This is a genomic window from Streptomyces sp. NPDC001617, from assembly GCF_053596855.1.
Genome location: NZ_JBSFHA010000101.1, coordinates 20,238 through 39,029, shown reverse-complemented (window position 1 = coordinate 39,029; position 18,792 = coordinate 20,238). Strand labels below are relative to the sequence as shown.

Genomic DNA, 18,792 nt, shown 5'->3' with positions numbered 1-18,792 from the left:
GCACATACGCCGGGAGCGCCTGTCGTGCCTGCCGCACATACGCCGGGAGCGCCTGTCGTGCCTGCCGCACATACGCCGGGAGCGCCTGTCGTGCCTGCCGCACATACGCCGGGAGCGCCTGTCGTGCCCGCCGCCGGAGCGCTTGTCGTACCTGCCGTACACACCGTCGGAGCGCCTGTCGTGCCCGCCGCACACACCGCGGGAGCGCGAGCCGTGCCCGCCGCAGACTCGCCCGGCGTGCCGACCGAGGGCGTCGCACGTTCCTCCGTCCCGCAGGCGGACGAAGCCGCACGTGCCACCGTCCCGCAGGCGGTGGGCGTCGCAGGTGCCTCCGCCTCGCAGGCGGCGGGCGCCGGATGTGCCTCCGCCTCGCAGGCGGACGAAGCCGCACGTGCCACCGTCCCGCAGGCGGTGGGCGTCGCATGTGCCTCCGCCTCGCAGGCGGCGGGCGCCGGATGTTCTTCCGTCCCGCAGGCGGACGGCGTCGCACGTGCCTCGGTCCCGCAGGCGGACGGCGCCGCGCATTCCACCGTCCCGCAGGCCGCGGGTGTCTTGGACCCGACGTGCCTGTCTGCCGCGGCCGACGCAGAACCGACCGGAGCGCGAGCCGTATTCGCGCCGATTCCTCCGCAAGGAGCCCAAGGAGTAGACCCCATGTCCAACCCGGAAGCGGGCCAAGGCGCTTCGGTGCGTCGGGTGCTCGCGGTGATTCCCGCACGCGGCGGCTCCAAGGGCGTGCCCGCGAAGAACCTCGCCCCCGTCGGCGGTGTGCCGCTGGTGTCGCGGGCCGTACGGGAATGCCTGGCCACCCGGCTTGTGACCGACGTCGTCGTGTCCACCGACGACCACGCCATCGCCGCCGCCGCCCGCGAGGCCGGCGCCGAGGTCGTGCTGCGGCCCGCCGCCATCGCCGGTGACACCGCCACCTCCGAGGCCGCCGTCCTGCACGCCATGGATGCCCACGAGGCCCTGCACGGCGCGGCCGTCGACGTGGTGCTGCTCGTGCAGTGCACCAGCCCGTTCATCATCCGCGAGGACATCGACGGGGTGGCCGGCGCGGTCGTCGAGAACGGCGCGGACACCGCCGTGACCGTGGCCCCCTTCCACGGCTTCATCTGGCGGGACTCCGAGGACGAGATCGCCCCCGGCACCGTCTCGGAGGCCGACGCGGCCACCGGCGGCGGCTTCGGCGTCAACCACGACAAGTCGTACCGCCCGCGCCGCCAGGACCGACCCCAGGATCTCCTGGAGACCGGCGCCGCCTACGCGATGGCCGCCGAGGGCTTCCGCAAGCACCAGCACCGCTTCTTCGGCCGCACGGAACTCGTACGGACCGATCCCGCACGGGTGCTGGAGATCGACGACCCGCACGACCTCGCGCGGGCCCGGGCGTTGGCGCCGCTCTTCGACGCCGACCGGCCCGGTGCCCTCCCGACCGCCGACGACATCGACGCGGTCGTACTGGACTTCGACGGCACCCAGACAGACGACCGGGTGCTGATCGACGCCGATGGAAAGGAGTTCGTCTCCGTGCACCGCGGAGACGGCCTCGGCATCGCGGCGCTCCGCAGGAGCCGCCTCAAGATGCTGATCCTCTCCACGGAGCAGAACCCGGTCGTCGCCGCGCGGGCCCGGAAGCTGCAGATCCCGGTCCTGCACGGCATCGACCGGAAGGACCTCGCACTCAAGCAGTGGTGCGAGGAGCAGGGCATCGCGCCCGAGCGCGTGCTCTACGTCGGCAACGACGTCAACGACCTCCCGTGCTTCGCCCTCGTGGGCTGGCCCGTGGCGGTCGCGAGCGCCCACGACGTGGTACGCGGCGCCGCCCGTGCGGTCACCACCGTCCCCGGTGGCGACGGCGCGATCCGAGAGATCGCCAGCTGGATCCTCGGCCCCTCTCTCGACTCCCTCGACAAGTAAGGACAGTTCACTGCCATGAGCAGCATCAACTCCCGTCTGCGCAAGTTCGGTCCCCAGCGCCTCGCCGGCCCCGGCCAGCCCGTCTACATCTGCGGCGAGATCGGCATCAACCACAACGGCGAGCTGGAGAACGCGTTCAAGCTCATCGACGCGGCCGCCGAGGCCGGCTGTGACGCCGTGAAGTTCCAGAAGCGCACCCCCGAGATCTGCACCCCGCGCGACCAGTGGGACATCGAGCGCGACACCCCCTGGGGCCGGATGACCTACATCGACTACCGCCACCGCGTGGAGTTCGGCGAGGACGAGTACCGCCAGATCGACGAGTACTGCAAGAGCAAGAACATCGACTGGTTCGCCTCCCCGTGGGACACCGAGGCCGTCGCCTTCCTGGAGAAGTTCGACGTCCCCGCCCACAAGGTCGCCTCCGCCTCCCTCACGGACGACGAGCTGCTGCGCGCCCTGCGCGCGACGGGCCGCACGATCATCCTGTCCTCGGGCATGTCGACCCCGAAGCAGATCCGCCACGCGGTCGAGGTCCTGGGCAGCGACAACATCCTTCTCTGCCACGCCACCTCGACCTACCCGGCGAAGGCCGAGGAGCTCAACCTCCGCGTCATCAACACCCTGCAGGACGAGTACCCGAACGTCCCGATCGGCTACTCCGGCCACGAGACCGGCCTGCAGACCACCCTCGCCGCGGTCGCCCTCGGCGCGACCTTCGTCGAGCGCCACATCACCCTCGACCGCGCGATGTGGGGCTCCGACCAGGCCGCCTCCGTCGAGCCCCAGGGCCTCACGCGCCTGGTCCGCGACATCCGCACCATCGAGGCCTCCCTCGGCGACGGCGTCAAGAAGGTCTACGACTCCGAGCTCGGCCCGATGAAGAAGCTGCGCCGCGTCGCCGGTGTCGTCGCCGAGGCGGAGATCGCCGCCGCCGCGGGCGAGCCCGTCGCGGTCTGATCAACGACACACAGGGGACGGTCATACGTCGATGAGCCGCCGCGCCGGATCAGCCGGCAGCACCTCCACTCTCGCGTTCGTCGAGAGCCCGGTACAGCTCCTGAACGTGCTGGAGTGGGCGCATGCCCAGGCGCCCGGCGCGGGGCTCACCCTCGTCGTCCTGTCACCGACCGACCCCATGACCCGCGGCCAGCTGCGCCGCATGGCCGAACTCGCCCGCGAGGAGGGCCACCGGGTCCGCTGGGAGGAGGCCCGGGGCGGCCCCGCGGCCCCCTTCCAGACCATCGGCGGCCTCACGGGCATGCTCCGCAGGGCCGACCGCGTCGTCCTGGGAGACCCGTTCTCCCGCTACGTACAGCTGCTCCTGACCATCACCAAGGCCCGCGACCTGGTCGTCGTCGACGACGGCACGGCCACGATGGAGTTCGTCGCCCAGCTGGCCCGCGGTGAGCGTCTGGTCCGCTGGCACCGCAAGGGCGGCCGTCCGGGCGCCCGCGACCTGATCTTCGCGCCGGTGTCCTCCAAGGCCCGCCGCCGTCTGACTCCGAGCACCAAGCGCAGGGTGGCGATCTTCTCCTCCATGCCCATGGACGAGACCCCGCCCGGCGTCACGGTCCACGCCAACGACTTCTCCTGGACCCGCTTCCGCTTCGGCCCGCCCCGCATCACCAAGGGCGCCGACATGGTCGGCACCTCGCTGGTGGAGACCGGCGTGGTGGACAACGACCACTACCTGGAAGCCGTCCGCAGCCTCGCCAAGACCCACGGCGCCACCCGCTACTTCGCGCACCGCCGCGAGAGCGCCGAGAAACTCCACCGCCTCGCGGTCGAGACGGGCCTGCAGATCGTCCGCCCCGACCTCCCCCTGGAGCTGATCGCCCGGCGGGGCCCGGTTGGCCGTACGATCCTCAGCTTCCCGTCCACCGTCGTCCACACCCTCCCGCTGGCCCTGGCCGGCACGGAGGTCCGCGTCGCCGTGTGCGACATCGACCCGGCGTGGCTCACGGAACACGCCTCACCGCGGGCACAGGGCTTCCTGTCGGGCGTGACGGGGACCGCCAGGGACGTCACCAGGCTGCGGACGGTGAGCGCGGTCTAGGCGGCCTTCCTGGCGAGGATCAGGCCGCGGGGCAGCTTCTCCTCGTGCTGCGGCTCGCGCCGGACCCGGGCATGGAGCCGGAACCCCGCCCCGGTGAGGTGCTCGGCCACCGAGTCCGGCGTGTGCCAGTAGTAGTCGAGCGAGATCTCGAGCCCGAAGCGCTCGGCCAGGTGACGGCTGCTCTCGTGCTCGTCGAACTGGAACATGAGCAGGACATGGCCACCGGGGACCAGTACACGGTGGAACTCGGCGAACACCACCGGCAGGTGCTCGTGGGGCACATGGATGATCGAGTACAGGGCGACGATCCCGCCGAGCGTCCCGGCCGGCAGATCCAGGGACGTCATCGAGCCCACGTGGAACCGCAGGCCGGGGTGGGCCCGGCGGGCCAGCTCCACCATCCGGGGCGAGACGTCGACCCCGAAGACCGGCACACCCAGCGCGTGCAGCCGCGCGGTGACGTGTCCGGGCCCGCTGCCCAGGTCGGCGACAGGGGCCGGCGCCCCGTCCCCGTCCACGCCCACCAGCTCGGCGAAGGCACCGAGCAGGGAGCGTTCCAGGGGGCTGTGGGCCAGATGATCAGCGAACTGCTCGGAGTAGTCGTCCGCGATCGTGTCGTACGACGTTCGGGTGGTCCGTATGAATTCAGGGGTCTCGACGGTCACGGGCCGACCCTAGCGGGGTTCGCCGGTCCTCCAGGTGAATCCGTCCAGAGAGCCCTGTGACGGTTCCTCGAACGTCACCGGAGGATGCCGCCACCGCTGGAACAGCGACACCGCCGAGGCCAGCAGCCAGCCCGCCAGGATCATCACGACCAGGCCTCCCAGGACCAGGATCGCCATCCCGAGAAACCCGAATTTCGCCAGCATCCAGGGGATCTGGTCCTCACCGCAGCCACAGGCCTCCATACGGGGAGACTGTCTTCGGCGGAGAGATCCTATGCGCAGCGTCACGGAACCGTCGCGTGGTGGTGATGATTCCGGGATCCGGGCACCCGTCCACCACAGCGTGGTCCCGACAGATGAACAGAACCGCTCGGGAGGTGCGGGGCGTGGTATCCGTAGAGAAAGGAGACGTTTACCCATCTCCAGTCACACCCATGCGTCGAGCGGCCAGATTTTCTTCCCCTGACGGGTTGAACTTTTGTTGATCGAGGGTCAGTTGGCCACCCCGGCGTCCTACGCTTAAGAGGGTGAAGCAACTGATGTCACCAGAGTCCGAGGTCGACCTTCCCGGGGAAGCCGTGCTCGACGGCACGCTGCCCGAGGCCCTGTATGCCGAACTCGTCGCCTTCCGCCGTGACTTGCACATGCACCCGGAGCTCGGCAACCAGGAGTTCCGCACCACAGCGGCGATCAAGGAACGGCTCGAGCAGGCCGGGCTGAAGCCGCGGGTGCTCGCCACCGGGACCGGGCTCGTCTGTGACATCGGGGAGTGGGACGGCGGGCGGCCCATGCTCGCCCTGCGGGCCGATATCGACGGCCTGCCCATTCCGGACACGAAGAGTGAGTGCTCGTACCGCTCGACCGTGCCGGACCGGGCGCACGCCTGCGGGCACGACGTGCACACGGCCGTGGTGCTGGGTGCGGGCCTGGTCCTCGCCGACCTGCTCAGGCAGGGCAGGCTCCCGCGGCCCGTGCGGCTGCTCTTCCAGCCCGCCGAGGAGGTGCTGCCCGGAGGCGCCGCCGACGCGATCGACTGCGGGGTGCTGGAGGGCGTGGGGCAGATCCTCGCCGTGCACTGCGACCCCCGGGTGGACGTCGGGAAGATCGGCCTCCGGCGGGGCGCCATCACCTCCGCCTGCGACCGGCTGGAGGTCGCGCTGGACGGGCCCGGCGGTCACACCGCCCGCCCGCACCTGACCACCGACCTGGTCACCGCCGCCGCCCGCGTCGTCACCGACGTGCCGGCGCTGGTCGGCCGGCGGGTCGACACCCGGGCCGGCCTCGCCCTCACCTGGGGCCGTATCGAGTCCGGGCACGCCCCGAACGTCATCCCGCAGCACGCCGAGCTCTCCGGCACGGTGCGCTGCCTCGACATCGAGACCTGGCGGCAGGCGCCCGATCTGGTCGTCGCCGCCATCGACGAGGTCGCCAACCTGCACGGCGCCAAGTCGGAGATCAACTACGTGCGCGGCGTCCCGCCCGTCGTCAACAACCCGGACGCCACCGAGCTGCTGCGCGAGGCCATGACCGCCCGCCGTGGCGTCCTCGCGGTCGAGGGCACCGAGCAGAGCCTCGGCGGCGAGGACTTCTCCTGGTACCTGGAGCACGTCCCCGGCGCCATGGCCCGCCTAGGGGTCCGTACCCCCGGTGAGCGGGCCGTCCGCGACCTGCACCAGGGCGACTTCGACGCCGACGAGTCGGCGATCACCGTCGGCGTGGAACTGTTCACGGCGGCGGCGCTGCTGGACGCGGCCGAGTGACGCGAACGTGACGTGCGGCCCCCTCGGGGGCCGTTCCGCCGCCCGGCGCAACATGCTCGTAAGCCAATCGTGCACACTTCGAAATCCGCGTGTGTGACAGGGCAGGACCCCGAGTTCAGACGGCGTTTGCCTCGAATCGATAACGGCTTTGGAGTAGGTCCTTTTCTGACATCTACGCGCGTTACGATGCCGCGAAGCCGACGCCGCAGGGGCGTCCGGGCCCGAGCACTGGCATGGTGCTCACATGAAGCGCCGACAAGGCGCTCAGGTCAGGTGAAGGAGCCTCCCGTGCGCCGGGTAGCCAAGCTTTCCGCTGCGTGTATCGCCACCGCAGCTCTCGCACTGACTGCCACTGCATGTGGCAGTACCTCGTCCGACAGCGGCAGCTCGTCCTCTTCCTCGAGCAGCAGCAAGGGCATCAAGATCGGTCTCGCCTACGACGTCGGCGGCCGCGGTGACCGCTCCTTCAACGACTCCGCCGCGCGCGGTGCCGACAAGGCCGCGAAGGAGTTCAACGGTTCCATCAAGGAGCTGACCGCCAAGACCTCCGACACCGAGGCCGACCGCGAGCAGCGCCTGACCGACCTGGCGGACGCCGGCTACAACCCGATCGTCGCCGTCGGCTTCTCCTACGCCACCTCGGTCGACAAGGTCGCCGCGAAGTACCCGAAGGTCAACTTCGGCCTCATCGACTCGGTCGCGACCGCCAAGAACGTCGACAGCATCACCTTCACCGAGGAGCAGGGCTCCTACCTGGCCGGTGTCGCGGCGGCGCTGAAGACCAAGAAGAACCACGTCGGCTTCATCGGCGGCGTGGACACCCCGCTGATCAAGAAGTTCGCGGCGGGCTACGTCCAGGGCGTCAAGGACACCAAGTCCAGCGTCAAGGTCGACGTCCAGTACCTGACCCACGGCTCCGACCTGTCCGGCTTCTCCAGCCCCGACAAGGGCAAGGAGGCCGCGTCCGGCATGCTCGACAACGGCGCCGACGTGATCTACGCCGCGGCCGGCTCCTCCGGCAACGGCTCGATCGAGGCCGTCAACGGCGTCAAGGGTGCCTGGGCCATCGGTGTGGACTCGGACCAGTACAACATCCCGGGTCTCGCCAAGTACAAGAGCTCGATCCTGACCTCGATGGTCAAGAACGTCGACGTCGGCGTCTACGACTTCATCAAGTCCGTGCACGACGGCAAGCCGCTGACCGGCAACCAGGTCTACTCGCTCGCCAAGGGCGGTGTCGGCCTGGCCACCAGCGGTGGTTTCATCGACGACATCAAGGCTCAGCTGGACGCCGCGAAGAAGAAGATCGTCGACGGCACCGTCACGGTCAAGACCAGCTGACCTGACGGTTCCCGCCGGAATCCCGGCTCGACGAGGGGGCCTCGACAACCCCCTCGTCGAGCCATAACAATGTGTCAACTCTACGCGTGTAGCATGGAGTTGCCGCGCTAGCGTCGCCGACGCCTGCCCTCCCCTACGCAGCCCCTTTCCCCCAGGAGAGTGCGCCATCAACGCGTCCAGCCCTCCCGCTGCCGTCGAACTGCGCGGCATCACCAAGCGATTCCCCGGCGTCGTCGCCAACAAGGACATCGACATCACCGTCCGTACCGGCACCGTCCATGCCCTGTGCGGTGAGAACGGCGCCGGCAAGTCCACCCTGATGAAGATCCTCTACGGCATGCAGCAGGCCGACGAGGGCACCATCGCGGTGAACGGCGAGACGGTCGTCTTCCACAACCCCGCCGACGCCATCGCCCGCGGCATCGGCATGGTGCACCAGCACTTCATGCTCGCCGACAACCTCACCGTCCTGGAGAACGTCGTCCTGGGCGCGGAGAAGCTCCACGGCATCGGCGCCAAGGCCCGTACGAAGATCAAGGAGCTCTCCGACGCGTACGGCCTGAACGTCCGCCCGGACGTCCTGCTGGAGGAGCTCGGCGTCGCCGACCGCCAGCGCGTGGAGATCCTCAAGGTCCTCTACCGCGGCGCCAAGACCCTGATCCTCGACGAGCCCACCGCCGTCCTCGTGCCGCAGGAGGTCGACGCGCTCTTCGACAACCTGCGCGAGCTCAAGGCCGAGGGCCTCACCGTCATCTTCATCTCCCACAAGCTGGGCGAAGTCCTGTCGGTGGCCGACGAGATCACCGTCATCCGCCGCGGCACCACGGTCGGCACGGTCAAGCCGGCGGGCACCACCCCCAAGCAGCTCGCCGAGCTGATGGTCGGCAGCGAACTGCCCACGCCGGAGACCGAGGAGTCCACGGTCACGGACGTCCCGCTGCTGAAGCTGGACGGCCTGCGCCTGGCCCAGACCGACCTCGACGGCGTCGAGCGGATCATCCTGGACGACATCACCTTCACCATTCACAAGGGTGAGGTCCTCGGCATCGCCGGTGTGGAGGGCAACGGCCAGTCCGAGCTGGTCGAGGCGATCATGGGCATCCGCGACCCGGACGCCGGTGTCATCAGCCTCGACGGCACCGACATCTCGCACGCCCCCACCCGCCACCGCCGCCAGGCCGGCGTCGGCTACATCCCCGAGGACCGTCACCGCCACGGCCTGCTCCTCGAGGCTCCGCTGTGGGAGAACCGCATGCTCGGCCATGTCACCGAGCGGCCCAACTCCCGCGGCCAGCTGCTCGACATCAAGGCCGCCCGCACCGACACCGCGCGCATCATCGAGGCGTACGACGTCCGTACGCCCGGCATCGACGTCACCGCCGCCTCCCTCTCCGGCGGCAACCAGCAGAAGCTGATCGTCGGCCGCGAGATGAGCCACGCGCCCAAGCTGCTCATCGCCGCCCACCCCACCCGCGGTGTGGACGTCGGCGCGCAGGCCGCGATCTGGGACCACATCCGCGAGGCCCGCCGCGAGGGCCTGGCCGTGCTGCTGGTCTCCGCCGACCTGGACGAGCTCATCGGGCTCTCCGACACCCTGCGGGTGATGTACCGCGGCCGTCTGGTCGCCGACGCCGACCCCGCCACCATCACCCCCGAGGAGCTGGGCTCCGCCATGACGGGTGCGGCCACCGGCCACCTGGAGCACACAGAGGACGACGCCCGATGAACAAGCTGACCCAACGCATCGACAAGGAGCGGCTGCTCCTCGGCATCGCGGCGCCGGTGCTGGCGATCGTCGCCGCGCTCGTCGTCACCGCCCTGGTCATCCTCGCCACCGGCAAGAACCCGGGCTCCGCCTTCAGCGACATGGTGACCTACGGCTCCGCCAGCGACAGCCAGGTCTACATCCTCAACAAGGCGACGACGTACTACCTCGCGGGTGTCGCGGTGGCCATCGGCTTCCGCATGAACCTGTTCAACATCGGCATCGACGGCCAGTACCGGCTCGCCGCGTTCATGGCCGCCGTCCTCGGCGGCGCGCTGACCGCGCCCGGCTGGATCGCCATCCCGCTGATCATCCTGACCGCCATGGCCACGGGCGCCCTGTGGGCGGCCATCGCCGGTGTCCTGAAGGTGACCCGAGGCGTCAGCGAGGTCATCTCGACCATCATGCTGAACTCGATCGCCACCGCGATCATCGCCTACCTGCTGCAGCCCGGGAAGCTCGCCGAACTGCAGAACGGTGGCACCCTGGTCTCCACCAAGCCGCTGCCGTCGTCCTCGTACTTCTTCAACATCGACACCGGCGCGGCTGGTGTGCTGGACGGCTTCATCATCATCGCCGTCGTCGTCGGCGTCGCCTACTGGTTCGTGCTCGGCCGTACCCGCTTCGGCTTCGACCTGCGCACCGTCGGCCAGTCCGAGAGCGCCGCCACCGCGAGTGGTGTATCGGTGAAGAAGATGGTCGCCACCAGCATGATCATCTCCGGAGGGGTGGCCGGCCTGATCGGCATGCCCACGCTGCTGAACGAGAGCCACCAATACGACACCAGCTTCCCGACCGGCATCGGCTTCACCGGCATCGCCATCGCGCTGCTCGGCCGCAACAACCCGGTCGGCATCGCGCTGGGCGCCCTGCTGTGGGGCTTCCTGGAACGCACCACCAACCACCTCGAGTTCGAGGGGTACGACAAGGAGATCCTCGGCGTCATCCAGGGCGTGATCGTCCTGTGCGTCGTCATCGCCTATGAGCTCGTACGCCGCTACGGCCTCAGCCGCCAGCAGCAGCGGGTCGGCGCCGAGCTCGCCGCCCAGGCCGCCGCCCCGACCCAGAAGCAGGAGGTGGCGTGATGACTGCCACGATGACCGACACGCCGCCCCCCGCGGCTCCCAAGGCGGACGCCCGGGCCGCCCGCTCGGGCCGCTCGCTCGGCCAGATCCTGATGCTCGTGGCCGGCGCGCTGCTGCTCGTCGCCGCGGTCCGCGTCATCACCGGCGCCAACCAGCTCACCTCCGAGGGGCAGGTCTCCGCCGCGCTCGCCCTCGCCGTGCCGATCGGCCTCGCCGGCCTGGCCGGTCTCTGGTCCGAGCGCTCCGGTGTGGTCAACATCGGCCTCGAAGGCATGATGATCCTCGGCACCTTCGGGGCCGGCTGGATCGGCTGGCAGACCAACCCCTGGCTCGGCCTGCTGTGCGGCATCGGCTTCGGCGTCCTCGGCGGCCTGGTGCACGCCGTGGCGACCATCACGTTCGGCGTCGACCACATCGTCTCCGGTGTCGCCGTCAACCTGCTCGCGCTGGGCACCACCCAGTACCTCGCCAAGCTCTTCTTCACCAACGGCAAGGCGGCCGACGCGGGCGGCAACCCCAAGCAGTCCCCGCCGGTGGACTCGCTGCCCAACATCGACGTACCGGGTCTGTCGGACGGCCTCAAGTCCCTCGAGAACCACCACTGGTTCCTGATCTCGGACATCGCCGGCATCCTCGGCGGTCTGGTCAGCGACCTGTCCGTGGTGACGCTCTTCGCCGTCGTGCTGTTCATCGGCAGCTGGTGGCTGCTGTGGCGCACCCCGTTCGGTCTGCGGTTGCGCTCCTGCGGTGAGAACCCGATCGCCGCGGAGTCCCTCGGCGTCAACGTCTACAAGTACAAGTACGTGGCCGTGGCGGTGTCCGGCGGTCTCGCCGGCCTCGGCGGTGCCTTCCTCGCGCTGGTCACCTCGCACACGTACCTGGAGAGCCAGACCGGCGGACGCGGCTACATCGGTCTCGCCGCCATGATCTTCGGCAACTGGCGGCCGGGCGGCCTCGCCATGGGCGCGGGCCTGTTCGGCTACTCCGACGCGCTGCAGCTGCGCAACGGCGGCCAGACCGTCCACGCGCTGCTGCTCCTGCTGGTCGTGCTCCTGGTGGGCCTGGCCGGCTGGAAGCTGTACCGGAAGGCGCACTGGCAGGGCGGAATCAGCCTCATGGTCGGCGCGCTCGTCCTGGTCTGGTACCTGGTCACCGACGAGGTCCCGAGCGACTTCGTGGGTGCCACCCCGTACGTCGTCACCCTGCTGGTGCTGTCGCTGTCCGCGCAGCGCCTGCGCATGCCGAAGGCGGACGGCATGCGCTACCGGAAGGGCCAGGGCAAGTGACGCCGGCCGCCGTCGACTGGGAGGCCCTGAGGGACCTGGCCCGCGAGGCCATGTCGCACGCCTACGCCCCCTACTCGCAGTACCCGGTCGGCGTCGCCGCCCTGGTCGACGACGGCCGCACGGTCTCCGGCTGCAACGTCGAGAACGCCAGCTACGGCCTCGGCCTGTGCGCCGAGTGCGGGCTGGTCTCGGAGCTGCAGCGCACGGGCGGCGGCCGCCTCACGCACTTCACGTGCGTGGACGGCCGCGGCGAGATCCTCGTCCCGTGCGGCCGCTGCCGCCAGCTGCTGTACGAGTTCGGGGGCCCCGACCTGCTCCTGGAGACCCCGGCGGGAATCCTCCCGCTCTCGGAGATGCTCCCCCAGGCCTTCGGCCCGGAGTACCTCACCAAGTAACTCCCGTACGGCCCCTCCGAGTCGATCCCGATGGCTCGGAGGGGCCGCACACTTCCATGAACCTCGGAAGGACGCACGCCATGGCCATGGACGCCATCTCCGTCATCCGCACCAAGCGGGACCGCGGCGAACTCAGCGACGAGCAGATCGACTGGGTCATCGACGCGTACACCCACGGGGAGGTCGCCGACGAGCAGATGTCCGCGCTCGCCATGGCCATCCTGCTCAACGGTATGAACCGCCGCGAGATCGCCCGCTGGACGGCCGCGATGATCGCCTCCGGCGAGCGCATGGACTTCTCGTCCCTGTCCCGCCCGACGGCCGACAAGCACTCCACGGGCGGCGTGGGCGACAAGATCACCCTGCCGCTCGCCCCCCTGGTCGCGGCCTGCGGAGCAGCGGTTCCCCAGCTGTCGGGCCGCGGCCTCGGCCACACGGGCGGCACCCTGGACAAGCTGGAGTCGATCCCGGGCTGGCGCGCGCTGCTGTCGAACGAGGAGATGCTGAACGTCCTCGACACCACCGGCGCCGTGATCTGTGCGGCGGGCGACGGCCTGGCCCCGGCGGACAAGAAGCTGTACGCCCTGCGTGACGTCACCGGCACGGTGGAGGCGATCCCCCTGATCGCCTCGTCGATCATGTCGAAGAAGATCGCGGAGGGTACCGGCTCCCTCGTCCTGGACGTGAAGGTGGGCACGGGCGCCTTCATGAAGACGGCGGCGGACGCCCGCGAACTGGCGTCCACGATGGTGGGCCTGGGCACGGACCACGGCGTGAAGACGGTCGCCCTGCTCACGGACATGTCCACCCCCCTGGGCCTGACCGCGGGCAACGCCCTCGAAGTCCGCGAGTCGGTGGAGGTCCTGGCGGGCGGCGGCCCGTCGGACGTCGTCGAACTGACCATCGCCCTGGCCCGCGAGATGCTGGACGCGGCCGGCGTGAAGGACGCGGACCCGGCGAAGGCCCTGGCCGACGGCTCGGCGATGGACGTCTGGCGCCGCATGATCGCGGCCCAGGGCGGCGACCCGGACGCGGAGCTGCCGGTGGCCCGTGAACAGCACGTCATCAAGGCCCCGTCCTCGGGTGTCCTGACCCGCCTCGACGCCTACGGCGTCGGCGTCGCCGCGTGGCGCCTCGGCGCGGGCCGCGCCCGCAAGGAGGACCCGGTCCAGGCGGGCGCGGGCATCGAGCTGCACGCCAAGCCGGGCGACACGGTGACCGAGGGCCAGCCGCTGCTGACCCTGCACACGGACACACCGGAGCGCTTCGAGTACGCGCTGCAGGCGGTGGAGGGGTCGTACGACATCGGGGCGGCGGGGACCGACTTCACGGCGTCGCCCGTGGTGCTGGAGCGCATCGCCTGACGTCTTGGCGTACGTCGTCTCAGGGGCCGGTCCTTCGGGGCCGGCCCCTGCGGCTTGCGCGCCGTCAGCCGAGCAGGGCCGCGACCACCACCAGCACCGGCACGGACAACACCGTCGACACCAGGATCGAGTCCCGTGCCAAGCCCTCCGCCACCCGGTACCGGCTCGCGTAGGTGTACAGGTTCTGCGCGGCCGGGAGTGCCGATGTCACCACCACGTCGAGGAGTTGGTGGCCGTGCAGGCCGAAGACTCCCACCGCCAGTGCCCAGGCGGCCATCGGCTGCCCCACCGCCTTCAGGGCCACCGAGAGGAAGACCGGGCCCCGGTCGGCGCCCCGTCCCGGCATCGTGCTGCCGCACAGGGAGATGCCGAAGGCCAGCAGGACCGCCGGGACGGACATGTTGGCGATCAGGGTCAGCGGGTCCATGACGGGCGCCGGGACCTTCAGACCGATCGCCGAGACCGTCACTCCCGCCAGCGAGCCGACGGCGATCGGGTTGCGCAGGGGAGTGAGCAGCCGTAGCCACAACGGGCCCTTCTCGCCCCTGCCGGACAGGTCCAGGACCGTCAGGGCGATCGGGGTCACCGCGATGATCTGGAAGAGGAGGACCGGAGCGACGAGCGAGGCGTCGCCCAGGACGTACACCGCGATCGGGATGCCGAGATTGCCCGAGTTGACGTAACTGGAGCACAGGGCGCCGATCGTGGTGCGCCCGACGCCCCAGCCACGCACGACACCCACCGCGACGAACACTCCCGCCGCCGCTGCCGTGCTCATCGCCGTCACCAGCAGCCGGCTGGAGAAGATCACCGACAGGTCGGCCCGGGCCAGGGTGGTGAACAGCAGCGCCGGGGACGCCACATGGAAGGCCAGTTTCGTCAGGACCTCCCGGCCGTGCTCGCCGAGATGGCCCTGGCGTCCGATGACATAGCCGACGCCGATGACGACCGCGATGACCGCGAAGCCCGTCAGCACGCCCTGCACGGAGCCTCCTTGGCGGGGAGGAGGCCAGGGGGTATCCGGGGACGTACTGATCCATGGGGCATACACCCAACCCTCTGGGGGAGGACGCGCGCAGGTCAATGTGATCCCGGCCGGCGGACATGCCTCCTCCCTGAGGGCACCCCGATGAGTTCCGCCCGCCGCACCGGTCTACCGCTCGTGGACGCCATGACACCTGCAGTAGTCGTGCTGCCCGGCCCCGTCACCCAGGACGAGGTGAGGGGGCTGTGCGACGACGTGCGCGCACTGCTGGAGTCCACCGGGGCGGGCGTCGTCGTGGTGGACGTCGCCGCGATCGGGCCGCCGGGCCTCGCCGCCGTGGACCTGCTCGCGCGGCTGGAGCTGGCCGCACGGCGGGCCGGGGGCCGCATCCGGCTGCGTGACCCGGTGCCCTCCCTACGCGCCCTTCTCGACCTGGTCGGGCTCCGCTTCGAGGTGGAGGGGCACGCCGAACAGCGGGAACCACCGCTTCGTGTCGAGGAAGAAGTGGAACCCGGTGAGCCGGCCGTCTGATATCTCCAGCACCTGTACCGCCCAGGGCGCGTAACCGCCGGCCTCCGGGTCCGGCTTGTACTGGGCGAACCCCGGCAGACCGTTGACCTGCACCGGGATCAGGCGCGAGCCCTCGCAGGCGGAGCCGAGCGTCGTCATGAAACCGGTGATGTCGTCGTGGCCCGTCAGCCACAGGTCGAACGGCGGCATCGTCATGACGGCGTCCTCGTGCAGCAGCGCCGTCAGGGCGGTCATGTCGTAGCCCTCGAAGGCCGCCACATAGCGGTCGAGGAGCTTCTGCTGCTCCTCGTCCAGCGGGTTCGACACGGCCGCGCCCGTCGCCCTGTCGGCCTGCTCGCGCTCGGAGAGGGTGGCCCGCGCCCGCTGCAGTGCGCTGTTCACCGACGCGACCGAGGTGTCGAGCAGCTCGGCGACCTCGCTCGCCCTCCAGGCCAGCACCTCACGGAGGATGAGCACCGCGCGCTGCTTGGCGGGCAGCTGCTGCAGGGCGGCCATGAAGGCGAGCCGCACGGACTCCTTGGCGACGGCAGCCTCCGCCGGGTCGTCCGTCGTGGGCAGCACACGGGCGTCCGGCATCGGCTCCAGCCAGGTGTGGTCGGGGCGGGGGGAGAGGGCGGCCTGGGCCAGCGGGGTGGACTCGCTGAGGTCCATCGGCCGGGCCCTCTTGTTGCCGGCGGTCAGCATGTCGAGGCACACGTTGGTCGCGATCCGGTACAGCCATGACCGCAGGCTGGAGCGGCCCTCGAACTTCTCGTAGCTCCGCCAGGCGCGGACCATCGTGTCCTGCACCGCGTCCTCGGCCTCGAAGGAGGAGCCGAGCATGCGGTAGCAGTACCCGGTCAACTCGACGCGGTGTTTCTCGAGCCTGACGTCGAGGTCCGTTGTCGTCATCGTCCACCCACCCCTGTGGCCGTCTGTGTCGCGCCTTCGCGCCCAGCACGTCCGAAGCTAGCGCAGGGCACTGACAATGGCGTGTCGAGCGAGGAAAGGAGCAGGTCAGATCGGTGACGGAGGCTCGTCAGACGAGTTGCTTCACGGACATCAGCAGATGCCGGTGGAGCTCGTACGAACCCTCGTCGTCCCCGCCCGAGCTCAGCAGCGCCCGCTGCCCGGCCCCGAGCATCCGCAGACGCAGTACCGGCCCTTCGAAGGAGCTCAGCGCGTCCAGCAGATACGCCGGATGGAAGGCCACCGTGGCGTCCTCGGCGCCGTCGAGGACGGCGGGCAGCCGCTGCGCCGCCACGTCGTCGCCGTACCCGGCCCGCACCAGGACCGATCCGCCCCCGTCCGAGGAGAAGTCCAGCCGCACCGCACTGTTGGCCTCCGCCACCACCGAGACCCGCCGCACCGCCTCGGTCAGCGCCCCGCACGCCACCTCGGCGACCGCCGCGCCCGCCACCTCGAACAGGGCCCCGTACCCCGGCAGCCGGCCGTCCAGCCGCCGTACGACCGTCCGCATCCGCCCGCCCTCGAAGCCGACGAGACCGACGCCCGCCGATCCGGTGTCCAGCCCGATGCGCACGGCCCCGCTGCGCGCCAGCGACTTCGCGACATCGAGCAGCCGCCGCGCGGGCAGCAGCGCCTCCGCCGAAGCGCCCGCAGCCGTCGCCTCGGGCTTCCACTCCAGTCGCCGTACGACATACCGGTACCGGTCCGAGGCCGACAGGGTCATCTCCTCGCCGTCCAGCCGCAGTTGTACGCCGGTGAGCACCGGCAGCGTGTCGTCGCGCCCCGCCGCCACCTGCCCCACGGCCGTCGCGAAGGCCGTGGCGTCCACGCTGCCGGACACCTCGGGCGGCGTGGGAAGCGCCGGATACTCCGCACGCGGCAGCGTCGACAGTCCGAACCTGGTGCCGCCCGCCTCGACCGTGAACCGCGTCCCCTCCAGGACGCAGCTCACCGGTCCCTCCGGCAGCACCCGGCAGATGTCCAGCAGCCTGCGCCCGAGAACCAGCACCTCACCGGTGCCCACCGTCTCGGCGTCGGTCTCGACGCGGGCCGCGGTCTCGAAGTCGAACCCGGAGACACTCAGCCGCCCGGCCCCGGCCTCCAGCAACAGCCCGCCGAGCACCGGCACCGGGGTACGGGCCGGCAGCGCCCGCGCCGCCCACCCCACGGCCTCGGTGAACTGCCCACGCTCGATCCGGAACTCCATACGACAAACCCCCTGCTCGGTCCGGTTGACGCGCGGACGCTACCGGTGACCACTGACAGTGGGGTGCCGAGCGGGGGGAGTGTGCAGGTGGGTGGGGGTGCTGTGGTGCTGGGGGCGCTGCTCCAGGACCCCCGATCGGCCCTGAAGGGGCCTCGTCCTCAAACGCCGGACGGGCTGAGTCGTGCCGACCGGCGTTCCTGGCGCGCCGCATGCGAACCCATCACCGTGATCGTCACGACCCCCAGCACCGCCAGCAGCCCGACCCCCACCGTTCCGGCCCAACCGCCCGCGTGGAAGGCCATCGCGCCCACCGTGCTCCCCGCACTGGACCCGATGTAGTACGCCGACTGGTACAGCGCCGAAGCCTGCGCCCGTCCGCTCGTCGCCGTCTTGCTCACCGCCGACGAGGCGACCGCGTGCCCCGCGAAGAAGCCCGCCGTGATCAGCACCAGCCCCAGCAGCACCAGGACCAGCGACCCGGCCAGGGACAGCAGCAGGCCGGCCGTGGTGGTCCCGCCCGCCAGGTACAGCGCCCCGCGCCGCCCCAGCCGGCCCACCAGCCGCCCGGCCGTCGAAGCCGACACCGTGCCCACCAGGTACACCAGGAAGATCGAGCCGATGATGCCCTGCGGCAGCGAGAACGGCGCCTCGGTCAGCCGGTAGCCGATCACCGTGTAGACCCCGCCGAACACCGTCATGAACAGCGCACCGATCGCGTACAGCCGGCACAGCAGCGGGTTGGACAGATGGTCCCGCACCGTACGGGCCAGCACCCGCGGCCGCAGCGACCCGGCGACGAAGTGCTTCGGCGCGGGCAGCAGCAGCCGGAAGGCCACCGCACACGCCACCGCGATCACCCCGATGACGCCGACGGCCACCCGCCAGCCCCATTCCTGCGCGACCCACCCGGTGATGACCCGGCCGCTCATCCCGCCGACGCTGTTCCCCGCCACGAACAGCCCGATCGCCGTGACCAGGGCCTTCGGCCGGACCTCCTCGGCGAGATACGCCGTCGCCGACGCGGGCAGCCCCGCCAGCGCCGCACCCTGCAACGCCCGCAGCACCACCAGCACGCCCAGCGAGGGCGCGAACGGGACCAGCACACCCACCGACACCGCGACCGCCAGCGAGGCGGTCATCACCGTACGGCGCCCGAACCGCTCCGACAGGGCGCTCATCGGCAGCACGAACAGCGCGAGCCCGCCCGTCGCCCCGGCCACCGTCCAGCTCGCCTCGCTCGCCGCCACCCCGAAGTCAGCCGAGATCAACGGCAGCAGGGCCTGCGTGGAGTACAGCAGCGCGAAGGTGGCGACCCCCGCGAGGAAGAGCGCGAAGCTCATCCGGCGGTAGCCGGGCCCACCGGGGGCCATACGGGAGTCGACGACGGGGACAAAGGATTCGGCGCCCATGACGGTGGACGCCCCGGTACTGGCGGGAGACATGCTTCGAAGCTACGTACGCCCCCGCTCATCCGTCCAATG

At 70.7% G+C, this 18,792-nt stretch carries 17 protein-coding genes; 11 read left to right on the top strand and 6 right to left on the bottom strand.

All coding sequences use genetic code 11. The features are described 5' to 3' along the window. Window positions 1-654 precede the first annotated feature (654 nt). Genes ACWC09_RS44930 through ACWC09_RS44920 form a run of 3 tightly spaced genes read left to right on the top strand, consistent with a single transcriptional unit; the run spans window position 655 to window position 3,979 of the window. Window positions 655-1,920 (top strand): cytidylyltransferase domain-containing protein, encoded by a 1,266-nt coding sequence (locus ACWC09_RS44930; protein WP_450857147.1) that lies wholly within the window; start codon window positions 655-657, stop codon window positions 1,918-1,920. A 15-nt stretch (window positions 1,921-1,935) separates the two neighbouring features. After that, on the top strand, window positions 1,936-2,880 hold the full coding sequence (locus tag ACWC09_RS44925; RefSeq protein ID WP_450857145.1) for an N-acetylneuraminate synthase family protein: 945 nt from the start codon (window positions 1,936-1,938) through the stop codon (window positions 2,878-2,880). A gap of 31 nt (window positions 2,881-2,911) precedes the next feature. After that, on the top strand, window positions 2,912-3,979 hold the full coding sequence (locus tag ACWC09_RS44920; protein ID WP_450857143.1) for a hypothetical protein: 1,068 nt from the start codon (window positions 2,912-2,914) through the stop codon (window positions 3,977-3,979). Here the strand turns inward: ACWC09_RS44920 and ACWC09_RS44915 are convergent. Continuing rightward, a complete protein-coding gene (locus ACWC09_RS44915; protein WP_450857142.1) occupies window positions 3,976-4,644 on the bottom strand; it encodes a class I SAM-dependent DNA methyltransferase in 669 nt (222 codons plus the stop codon). The genes ACWC09_RS44920 and ACWC09_RS44915 overlap by 4 nt on opposite strands. A gap of 9 nt (window positions 4,645-4,653) precedes the next feature. Further along, a complete protein-coding gene (locus tag ACWC09_RS44910; RefSeq protein ID WP_450857140.1) occupies window positions 4,654-4,887 on the bottom strand; it encodes a hypothetical protein in 234 nt (77 codons plus the stop codon). A 296-nt stretch (window positions 4,888-5,183) separates the two neighbouring features. On the opposite strand from ACWC09_RS44910, the gene ACWC09_RS44905 reads away from it, so the two are divergent. From ACWC09_RS44905 to ACWC09_RS44875, 7 genes are all read left to right on the top strand, one after another. After that, the gene (locus tag ACWC09_RS44905) at window positions 5,184-6,404 is read left to right on the top strand and encodes a M20 family metallopeptidase (RefSeq protein WP_450857138.1); all 1,221 of its coding nucleotides are present in this window, start codon (window positions 5,184-5,186) and stop codon (window positions 6,402-6,404) included. A gap of 288 nt (window positions 6,405-6,692) precedes the next feature. Next, window positions 6,693-7,745 carry a BMP family lipoprotein gene (locus tag ACWC09_RS44900; protein ID WP_450857137.1) on the top strand — a complete coding sequence of 351 codons (1,053 nt, stop codon included), beginning with the start codon at window positions 6,693-6,695 and terminating at the stop codon, window positions 7,743-7,745. A gap of 199 nt (window positions 7,746-7,944) precedes the next feature. Further along, window positions 7,945-9,471, top strand: coding sequence for an ABC transporter ATP-binding protein (locus tag ACWC09_RS44895; RefSeq protein ID WP_450857151.1), 1,527 nt, complete (start codon window positions 7,945-7,947; stop codon window positions 9,469-9,471). Further along, window positions 9,468-10,595, top strand: a complete 1,128-nt coding sequence (locus tag ACWC09_RS44890) for an ABC transporter permease (protein WP_450857135.1) — start codon at window positions 9,468-9,470, stop codon at window positions 10,593-10,595. The genes ACWC09_RS44895 and ACWC09_RS44890 overlap by 4 nt, the downstream gene beginning before the upstream one ends. Continuing rightward, on the top strand, window positions 10,595-11,881 hold the full coding sequence (locus tag ACWC09_RS44885; RefSeq protein ID WP_450857133.1) for an ABC transporter permease: 1,287 nt from the start codon (window positions 10,595-10,597) through the stop codon (window positions 11,879-11,881). The genes ACWC09_RS44890 and ACWC09_RS44885 overlap by 1 nt, the downstream gene beginning before the upstream one ends. Then, window positions 11,878-12,276 (top strand): cytidine deaminase, encoded by a 399-nt coding sequence (locus tag ACWC09_RS44880; protein ID WP_450857131.1) that lies wholly within the window; start codon window positions 11,878-11,880, stop codon window positions 12,274-12,276. Before ACWC09_RS44885 ends, ACWC09_RS44880 begins: the two co-directional genes overlap by 4 nt. An 86-nt stretch (window positions 12,277-12,362) precedes the next feature. Further along, window positions 12,363-13,640, top strand: coding sequence for a thymidine phosphorylase (locus ACWC09_RS44875; RefSeq protein WP_450857149.1), 1,278 nt, complete (start codon window positions 12,363-12,365; stop codon window positions 13,638-13,640). A gap of 64 nt (window positions 13,641-13,704) precedes the next feature. On the opposite strand, the gene ACWC09_RS44870 is transcribed toward ACWC09_RS44875, so the two are convergent. Further along, complete coding sequence (locus ACWC09_RS44870; protein WP_450857129.1) at window positions 13,705-14,625, bottom strand: AEC family transporter; 921 nt, start codon at window positions 14,623-14,625, stop codon at window positions 13,705-13,707. Between the two features lie 144 nt (window positions 14,626-14,769). Between ACWC09_RS44870 and ACWC09_RS44865 the strand changes: the two genes are divergently transcribed. After that, the gene (locus tag ACWC09_RS44865; RefSeq protein ID WP_450857127.1) at window positions 14,770-15,156 is read left to right on the top strand and encodes an STAS domain-containing protein; all 387 of its coding nucleotides are present in this window, start codon (window positions 14,770-14,772) and stop codon (window positions 15,154-15,156) included. Here ACWC09_RS44865 and ACWC09_RS44860 read toward each other — a convergent pair. The 3 genes from ACWC09_RS44860 to ACWC09_RS44850 form a co-directional block, all read right to left on the bottom strand. After that, complete coding sequence (locus ACWC09_RS44860; protein WP_450857125.1) at window positions 15,040-16,047, bottom strand: sigma-70 family RNA polymerase sigma factor; 1,008 nt, start codon at window positions 16,045-16,047, stop codon at window positions 15,040-15,042. The genes ACWC09_RS44865 and ACWC09_RS44860 overlap by 117 nt on opposite strands. A 127-nt stretch (window positions 16,048-16,174) precedes the next feature. After that, the gene (dnaN, locus tag ACWC09_RS44855; RefSeq protein WP_450857123.1) at window positions 16,175-17,311 is read right to left on the bottom strand and encodes a DNA polymerase III subunit beta; all 1,137 of its coding nucleotides are present in this window, start codon (window positions 17,309-17,311) and stop codon (window positions 16,175-16,177) included. A 158-nt stretch (window positions 17,312-17,469) separates the two neighbouring features. Further along, window positions 17,470-18,753: an MFS transporter gene (locus tag ACWC09_RS44850; RefSeq protein WP_450857121.1), complete on the bottom strand. Its 1,284-nt coding sequence runs from the start codon at window positions 18,751-18,753 to the stop codon at window positions 17,470-17,472. Window positions 18,754-18,792: the final 39 nt, after the last annotated feature.